At 76.9% G+C, this 8,207-nt stretch carries 5 protein-coding genes; 2 read left to right on the forward strand and 3 right to left on the reverse strand.

The window, feature by feature from the left end; genetic code table 11:
• Positions 1–8 precede the first annotated feature (8 nt).
• A complete protein-coding gene (locus tag ACRYR7_RS22560; protein WP_432574359.1) occupies positions 9–1,124 on the forward strand; it encodes a serine hydrolase domain-containing protein in 1,116 nt (371 codons plus the stop codon).
• 70 nt (positions 1,125–1,194) lie between these two features.
• Here ACRYR7_RS22560 and ACRYR7_RS22565 read toward each other — a convergent pair whose 3' ends face one another.
• A complete protein-coding gene (locus tag ACRYR7_RS22565) occupies positions 1,195–3,246 on the reverse strand; it encodes a vWA domain-containing protein (RefSeq protein ID WP_432574356.1) in 2,052 nt (683 codons plus the stop codon).
• A 237-nt stretch (positions 3,247–3,483) separates the two neighbouring features.
• On the opposite strand from ACRYR7_RS22565, the gene ACRYR7_RS22570 reads away from it, so the two are divergent.
• Complete coding sequence (locus ACRYR7_RS22570; protein WP_432574360.1) at positions 3,484–4,983, forward strand: CoA-acylating methylmalonate-semialdehyde dehydrogenase; 1,500 nt, start codon at positions 3,484–3,486, stop codon at positions 4,981–4,983.
• Between the two features lie 26 nt (positions 4,984–5,009).
• On the opposite strand, the gene ACRYR7_RS22575 is transcribed toward ACRYR7_RS22570, so the two are convergent.
• Positions 5,010–6,641, reverse strand: coding sequence for a 4Fe-4S ferredoxin (locus ACRYR7_RS22575; protein ID WP_432574357.1), 1,632 nt, complete (start codon positions 6,639–6,641; stop codon positions 5,010–5,012).
• Positions 6,638–7,681: a glycosyltransferase family A protein gene (locus tag ACRYR7_RS22580; protein ID WP_432574358.1), complete on the reverse strand. Its 1,044-nt coding sequence runs from the start codon at positions 7,679–7,681 to the stop codon at positions 6,638–6,640. The genes ACRYR7_RS22575 and ACRYR7_RS22580 overlap by 4 nt, the downstream gene beginning before the upstream one ends.
• Positions 7,682–8,207 lie beyond the last annotated feature (526 nt).

Raw genomic sequence — 8,207 nt, forward strand, 5'->3', positions numbered from 1 at the left:
TCGCCGGCGTGGGGGGCGCGGCCCGGACCGCGGGGGCGGCGTCGGGCGGGCCCGCCGCGGCCGCGTCACCGCGCCGCCGGCGCCACCCGCTGCAGGAGCACCTGGACCACCTGGTGCACGGGGTGGGGTTCCCCTCGGCGCTGGCCAGCGTGCGCGACGCCGACGGCCGCGTGCACGACCTGACCGCGAGCCGGGTGGGGCCGGTGCCCGTGGACGGGCGGGTGCGCGTGGGCAGCAACACCAAGACGTACGTGGCCGCCGTCGTGCTGCAGCTCGTCGACGAGGGCCTCGTCGCCCTCGACGAGCCCGTGGAGACGCACCTGCCCGGGCTGCTGCGCGGGCCCGGCGGGGACGGCCGCGAGATCACCGTGCGGCAGGTGCTGCAGCACACCAGCGGCCTGCCGAACTACACCTCGGAGTTCGGCACCTCCGACTGGTCCCTGCTGCGCGACCGCTACTACGACCCGCGCGAGCTGCTGGACCTGGTGCGCGGCCTGCCCGCCACCGCGGCGCCGGGGGGCTCGTGGCTGTACAGCAACACCGGGTACGTCGTGGCGGGCCTGCTCGTGCAGCGCGTCGCCCGCCGGCCCCTGGCGGAGCTGGTGCGCACCCGCATCACCGAGCCCCTCGGCCTGCGCGAGACGTTCTTCCCGCAGCCGGGCGAGCAGGGCTTCCGCGGGCCCCACCCCCGGGCGTTCCACCGGGACGGCTCGGCGCAGCCGTGGCGGGACCTGACCCTGCTCGACCCGTCCTGGGGGTGGGCCGCCGGCGCGCTGGTCGCCTCGCCCAGCGACCTGAACGCCTTCACGCTCGCCCTGCTGCGCGGGGAGCTGTTCTCGTCCGCGCAGCTGGAGCAGGTGCGCACCACCGTGCCCGCCCCGGACCTGTGGGAGGGCACGCGCTACGGCCTGGGGCTGTCCAGCTCGCCGCTGGCCGACGGGCGCCTGCTGTGGGGGCACGGCGGGGACATCCCCGGCTTCGAGACGCGCGGGGGCGCCACCGACGACGGGGCCGCGGTGACGGTCGCCGTGACGGCGCTGCCGACCGCGACGGCCGCCGACGAGGAGGGCGGGCTCGCGGCGATGGACGCGGTGCTCGACGTGGTGCGGGCGGCGTTCGCCTGAGCCCCCGCGCCACCGACCCCCGCACCACCGGTCCTCCCCGCCGCCGGGGCGAGGACCCCGGGGGCGGGACCTACGACGCGCGCCGCCCCCGCGAGCCCCCCGAGCGCGCGCGGAGGTAGTCGTCGACGACGAACTGCCCGAGGCGCTCGGGGCTGGGGGTGAGCACGCGCCCGCCGTTGCGGCGGGCGACGGCGTCGACGAACCGGCGCAGGCCGGGGTCCTCGCCGAGCATGAAGAGGTTGATCGTGGCGCCGAAGCGGGTGAGCCGGTCCACCTCGGCGACGGTGGCGCGGATCGTGGCGGAGGCGGGGGGCCACTGGAAGACGGCCTCGGGGGTGCCGCCGGAGTCGTCGAGGTGGGCGGTGGGCTCGCCGTCGGTGATGACGAGGACGACGGGTTCGGCGTCGGGGTGCCGGCGCAGGTGGCGCCGGGCCAGGCTCAGGGCGTGCTGGAGGTTGGTGCCCTGCACGAAGTCCGGTTCGACCTCGGCGAGCTCGCCGAGGGTCATGGGAGCGGCGTGCAGGCCGAAGCCGATGATCTGCAGCGCGTCGCCGGGGAACCTCGTGGCGGCGAGGTGGCTCAGGGCCAGGGCGGTCTCCTTCATCGGCCCCCAGCGACCCTCGGCGGCCATCGAGAAGGACAGGTCCACGCACAGGGCGACGGCGGCGGAGGCGTGGCGCTCGGTCTCGACGACCTCGAAGTCCTCCCAGCTCAGGCGCACGCGCCCGCCCGCCTCGGGGCGGGTGCGGCGCAGCGCGTTGGAGACGGTGCGCACGACGTCCAGGGGCTGCTCGTCGCCGAACTCCCAGCGGCGGGTGGCGCCGGTGGGCTCGCCGCCGGAGCCGGCGCTGGAGTCGTCGTGGTCGCCGCGGCGGCCGGTGGAGACGCGGTCGAGGACCTCGCGCAGGGCGGTCTGCCCGAGGCGGCGCAGCGCCTTGGGCGAGAGGGTCAGGCCCTGCCCGGAGCGGGTGAGCCAGCCCTGGCGCTGCAGCTCGCGCTCGAGCTGCTGCAGGCGGCGCAGGTCGTCGGCGGCGCCGCGGCCGAGCTGGCGCTCCAGGGCGTCGACGTCGACGTCGTCGAGGGTGGCGCCGGGGTGCTCCTGGCCCAGGGAGTCCAGCAGGTCGTCGAGCTCGGAGAGGTCCTGCAGGGCGTCGGCGGCCTCGCCGTAGCCGAGGGGCTCGCTGCCGCGGGCGCCGCGCACGCGCTCGCCGGTGGTGGAGTCCAGGTCCGGGCGCAGGGCGCGCAGGTTGTCGGAGAGCTGGGCCATCTGCGCCTGCAGGTCGAGGTCGTCGCCGAAGGCCTGCTGCACGAGCTGGGACAGCTCCTCGCGCTGCTGCGGGGACAGCGAGCGCATCAGGCGCGAGGCGGCGGCGGCCCGGCGGGCGAGGGCGTCGACGAGGGCGTCGAGGTCCTCGGCCTCGGCGGCGTCCTGGCCCAGCAGCTCGCCGTGCTCGGCCTTGAAGTCCTCGAAGTCGGCTTGCGTGTCCTCGCCGCGGGCGCGCTTGCCCAGCAGGTCGTTGAGGTCGGAGACCATGTCCTTCATCGCCTGCAGCGCGGCGGGGTCGCCGCCCTGCAGGGCCTGCTTCATGCCGCGGAACTGCTGGTCGAGCACGTCGTCGCGCAGCCCGTCGAGGATCTGCCGGTACTGCTGCCGGGCCTGCTCGGAGGCCCAGTCGTAGTCCTGCAGGTCGCGCACGGCCTGGGCGGTGGAGCGCGGCAGCGCGTCCAGGCGGGCCTCGGCGAAGCGGGCGTCGTCGGCGCGGGGGTCCTCGCCGGTGCGGGCGGCCAGCTCCTCGCGCTCGGCGGCCAGCGCCTGGTCGAGCCGGGCGCGCGCGCCGGTGAGGGCGCCGTCGAGGTCGCCGCGGCGGGCGGCCTCGCGGCGCAGGCGGGCGGCGCGGGCGCGCAGCTCCTCCAGGCCGGAGCGCCCGTCGGGGCCGTGGCGCAGCAGGTCGCGCAGGGCGTCGCGCAGGGAGCCGCCGCGCAGCACCTCCTGCCCGACGCGGTCGACGGCGGCGCGCACGTCGTAGGGCGGGGCCAGGGGGTCGGCCCCGCCGGCCCACTCGCCGTAGCGGTAGCGCCCGCCGCGCCGCCGCGCCCAGGACCGGCTCCGCGCATCGCTCATGGCGCGACGCTACGTCGGGGGCCGCGCGGGCGCCACGTCCCGGTGCCGGCGACACGGGGTGCGGGGGCGGCGGGGCGTCCCGGCACGTTCCCGGCACATGACAGCTTGTCTTTACAAAAGGGGGCGCTCGGGTGGCATGATGCGTGGCGTCCGCCGACCCGTGACCGAGGAGGCCCACCCGTGACCACCACGACCGCCAGCTCCACCGCCGCCGCTGGCCAGGCCGCCGACCGCCCGCTGGTGGGGCACTGGATCGCCGGTGCCCCCACCCCGGGCAGCGGTGAGCGCCTCGGCGACGTGCACGACCCCGCCACCGGCAGGGTCACCAGGAGCGTCGCGCTGGCCGCGCCCGCCGACGTGGAGGCCGCCGTGGCCGCCGCCAGGGCCGCCTTCCCGGCCTGGCGCGACGCCTCCCTGGCCAAGCGCACCGCGGTGCTCTTCCGCTTCCGCGAGCTGCTGAACGCCCGCAAGGGCGAGCTGGCCGAGCTCATCACCGCCGAGCACGGCAAGGTGCTCTCCGACGCCCTGGGCGAGGTCTCCCGCGGCCAGGAGGTCGTGGAGCTGGCCTGCGGCATCAGCCACCTGCTCAAGGGCGGCTTCAGCGAGAACGCCTCCACGAGGATCGACGTGTACTCGCTGCGCCAGCCGCTGGGCGTGGTGAGCATCATCTCGCCGTTCAACTTCCCCGCCATGGTGCCCATGTGGTTCTTCCCGCTGGCCATCGCCGCGGGCAACACCGTGGTGCTCAAGCCCAGCGAGAAGGACCCCTCCGCGGCGAACTTCATCGCGGCGCTGTGGAAGGAGGCCGGCCTGCCCGACGGGGTGTTCAACGTCCTGCACGGCGACAAGGTCGCCGTCGACGGCCTGCTGGAGCACCCCGACGTCGCCTCCGTCTCCTTCGTCGGCTCCACCCCGATCGCGCGGTACGTGTACGAGACCGGCACCCGCCACGGCAAGCGCGTGCAGGCCCTGGGCGGGGCGAAGAACCACATGCTGGTGCTGCCCGACGCCGACCTGGACCTGGCCGCCGACGCCGCCGTCAACGCCGGTTTCGGCTCCGCCGGCGAGCGCTGCATGGCCGTCTCGGCGCTGGTGGCGGTGGACTCGATCGCCGACGAGCTCGTCGCGAAGATCCGCGAGCGGATCGCCACCCTGCGCACCGGCGACGGCCGGCGCGGCACCGACATGGGCCCGCTGGTCACCGGCGCGCACCGCGACAAGGTGGTCGGCTACGTCGAGGCGGGCGTGCGCGAGGGCGCCGAGCTCGTCGTCGACGGGCGCGAGGTCGTCCCCGACGCCGCCGACGAGGACGCGGTCGCCGAGGGGTTCTGGCTGGGCCCGACGCTGTTCGACAGGGTCGGCACGGGCATGTCGATCTACACCGACGAGATCTTCGGGCCGGTGCTGTCCGTGCTGCGCGTGTCCGGCTACGACGAGGGCCTGGAGCTCGTCAACGCCAACCGCTACGGCAACGGGGTGGCGATCTTCACCAACGACGGCGGGGCGGCGCGCAGGTTCCGCAACGAGGTGCAGGTCGGGATGATCGGCGTCAACGTGCCGGTGCCGGTACCGGTGGCGTACTACTCCTTCGGCGGCTGGAAGGCCTCCCTCTTCGGCGACACCCACGCCCACGGGGTCGAGGGCGTGCACTTCTTCACCCGCGGCAAGGTCGTCACCGAGCGCTGGCTGGACCCCTCGCACGGCGGGCTGAACCTGGGTTTCCCGCAGAACGACTGAACCGCCGCCGACGGGGCGCGGGGCCCTCAGACGAGCTCGACGCCCCGCGCCCCGTCGCGCACGTGCGCGCGCGGCCGGGTGAGCACCTCGTCGGCGATGCGGTGCGCGTTGGCCATGACGGTCAGCGTGAACGTCGTCGAGGGCACCGAGGGCAGCACCGAACCGTCCACCAGGTGCACCCGGTCCCACTCCGGCAGCCGCCCCAGGCGGTCCGTCGTCGTGGCCGAGGCGCTCGCGGCGTGCGGGAAGGCGGCCCCGAAGTGGTAGCTCTTGGCCGCCCCCGACACCGCCGCCGCCGGCAGCACCGGCCACAGGTCCAGCTCCGGCGCCGAGCGCACCAGCCGCTGCACCACGCCGGCCAGCGCCCGCCCCGCCTCGCCGGGGCCGCTGGAGACCCGCAGGGCGGGCAGCGCCTCCGCGGTGCGCGGGGCGGCGCTGACGCGCACGCGCGGGGACATCCACGACGGCAGGTAGCCCAGGCCCACGGTGAGCCGGCGCAGCAGGTGCGAGGTCAGCGGCCCGGCCAGGCGGTGGCGCAGGACCGCCGGCAGGGCCTCCAGGACCGCGGGGTTGTACGGGTAGCAGTGCACCTGCGAGGTGTCGTACCCCTCCTCGCCGAGGTCGACCAGCACGTTGAACTGGTTCAGCGTGAACCCCGGGCGCTCCGCGCGGCGCGGGTCGCCCACCGGTGCGCGCGAGACGAACGGCACCGCGAACTGCACGGACTCGGCCAGCAGCAGCTCGCTCGGGGGGGCGGCCATCGAGCCCAGCACCAGGCGGGTGGTGCCGATCCCGCCGCAGGCGAGGAACACCCGGTCCGCGCTCAGGTCCACGTCGCGCCCGGTGGCCACCTCCCGGGCCAGCACGTGCGCCCGCTCGCCGTCCTGGGAGACGCGGTGGGCCAGCAGGCCGCCGCGGTAGGTCAGCGCGCCGCGCGCCCGCCACCGGTCGACGGTCTGCGCGGCGGAGTAGACCAGGCCGTAGGGGCACCCGGTCATGCACAGCCCGCAGGAGGTGCACTCCGTGGGCCGCAGGGCCAGGCGCGCGCGGCCCACGACCACGCCGCGCCGGCGCAGCGACGCGCGGTGGCGCTCGTAGCGGGCCAGCACCCGCTGGGTGCGCTCGGACAGCGGCGGCAGCGGCCGCGCCGGGCCCAGCAGGGGGAACAGCTCGGCCAGGTCGTCCTCCTCGGCCGCCAGCGGGACCTCCCGCAGGACCGCGCGGTAGTGCTCCTCCACGGCGGACCACCCGAACGGCCAGCGCTCGAAGGTGCTGCGCGAGAACGGCATCACCTGCGCGCCCCACACGGTGGAGAAACCCCCGTACGCGGAGGAGACCACCGAGCGGTTGCCGCCGCCGGCCGCGCCGACCCCGGCGAGCTGGCCGAGGTCGCGGAAGGGGTAGTCCGAGCCGTAGCTGCGCTTCTGCGGCAGCCGGCCGCCGTCCTGGGCCACCGGCTGAGCGCTGACGAGGTCCAGGTCGCCGGGGTCCCAGCCGTCCGCACCGGTGCGCGCCATGCGCTGCGCGGCGCCGCGGCGGGCCTCCTCCAGGGTGCCGCCGAGGTCGATGAGGGTGACGTGCTGGTCGCCCTGCGCCAGCAGGCGCAGCGCCACGCCCACCGCCGCCGGCCCGGAGCCGACCACCAGGTTGGTGCTCATGCCGCCGGCAGACCCCGCGTGCGGGCGGCGGCGGTGCGCCCCAGCAGCATCGCGGCGCGCCCGTGCAGGTTGCCGACGCCGGCCAGGGCGATCCCGGCCACCACCGCGGCGCTGGGCGCCAGCCGCTGCGGCCGCCCGCGCAGCGCCTCGCCGACCGCGCCCAGGACGGTGAGGCCGGCGGTGGCGACGAACTCCAGCTCCGCGGTGAGGTTCCCGGCGTCGCCCAGGTCGCGCAGCGCGCGCACCTTCTCCCGGTTCACCACGTAGCAGCGCCGCCAGAAGTAGTCCCACGTCACCCGGTGCGCGGGCACGAAGTGGCGCACCCGCGCGCGCGGCTCGTACAGGACGGCCCCGGCGCCGTAGGCGGCGGCCACCCGGTGCGAGAGGTCCATGTCGTCGTGGTCGTCGGCGTGGAACCCGCGCACGCGGCGCACCGCGTCGGCGCGCACGGACATGTTGGCGCCGATGAGGTGGCGGACCGGCGCGCGCCGGGTGGGCAGCCCGAGGTAGTGGCAGCCGAACACCCAGTGGAACTCCGGCGGGAACCAGCGCGGCAGCTCCGTCTCCAGCACGGGCAGCGGCGCCCCGCCCACGGCGGCGGCGCCGGGGTCCTCGCGGTACACCTGCAGCAGGGTCGCCAGCCAGGACGGCTCGGCGGCCGCGTCGTCGTCGAGGAAGGCGACGACGTCCACGTCCTCGGCCACCGCCTCCACGGCGGTGTTGCGCGCCGAGCCCAGGCGCCCGGGGTAGCGGTTCTCCAGCACCTCCACGCGCACCGGGCCGTGCTCGGCGCCGGCGGGCCAGCGCCGCCGGCAGCGCTCGGCCAGCGCGGGGTTGTGGTCCACGCACAGCACCAGCCGCCGCGGCACGAGGGTCTGCTGCTGCACGGACTCCACGGCCCGGCACAGCAGGTCCCAGCGCGCGTCGGTGTACGTGCACACCACGACGGCGACGGTCTCGACGCCGGTGCCGGTGCCACCGCCGGCACGGGTGCCGGCGGCCGTCCCGGTCGCCGGGGCTCGCGCTGTCAGGCTGTCCATCTCCACGCTCCGGCCGTCTCGTGCGAGCAGGGGGCCGCCCCCCGTCGGGGGGCGCCGGCAGAAGCTAACGCCGCCGGCGCCGCCGTCCCCGGCCGCGACCGCCTCCTGGCAGGACGCTGCCGGGACCGCCCGCGGCGCGCTCCGGGACGGCCCGGGGGAGCGGCGGGGTGCCCGCTCCCCGCACCGCCCGCCCGAGCGGCCCAGCGACGGAACGGTCCGCGCAGCCGGGGTGCACCCAGGGTGAGGAACTCCTCCGACCCCGCCGCTGTCCGTGCCGCCGCACTCACCCTTCGTGGCGCGTGCGCGCACCCGCGCCGCCCCCCGCGCCGGAGGTGCGGCACAGGTGCTGCACAGGTGCGGCGACCGCGCGGCGACCGAGGCGCCGGCGGGCGGGCAGGGACCTGACGAGGGCGCGGACGGGGGTTGACCGCCGCCCCCCCCCCCCCCGGGGGGGGGGGGGGGGGGGGGGGGGCGGCGTAGGCCCCCGGGGGGCTCGCGCCGCCCCCCCCCCACCTATTGAACAACA

The organism is Kineococcus gurbantunggutensis, from assembly GCF_050871925.1.
GTDB lineage: Bacteria > Actinomycetota > Actinomycetes > Actinomycetales > Kineococcaceae > Kineococcus.

Excerpts from the sequence above, each read along its gene's own strand:
- ACRYR7_RS22575 (WP_432574357.1), bottom strand. The coding sequence starts at position 6,641 with ATGAGCACCAACCTGGTGGTCGGCTCCGGGCCGGCGGCGGTGGGCGTG.
- ACRYR7_RS22580 (WP_432574358.1), bottom strand. The coding sequence starts at position 7,681 with ATGGACAGCCTGACAGCGCGAGCCCCGGCGACCGGGACGGCCGCCGGC.
- ACRYR7_RS22565 (WP_432574356.1), bottom strand. The coding sequence starts at position 3,246 with ATGAGCGATGCGCGGAGCCGGTCCTGGGCGCGGCGGCGCGGCGGGCGC.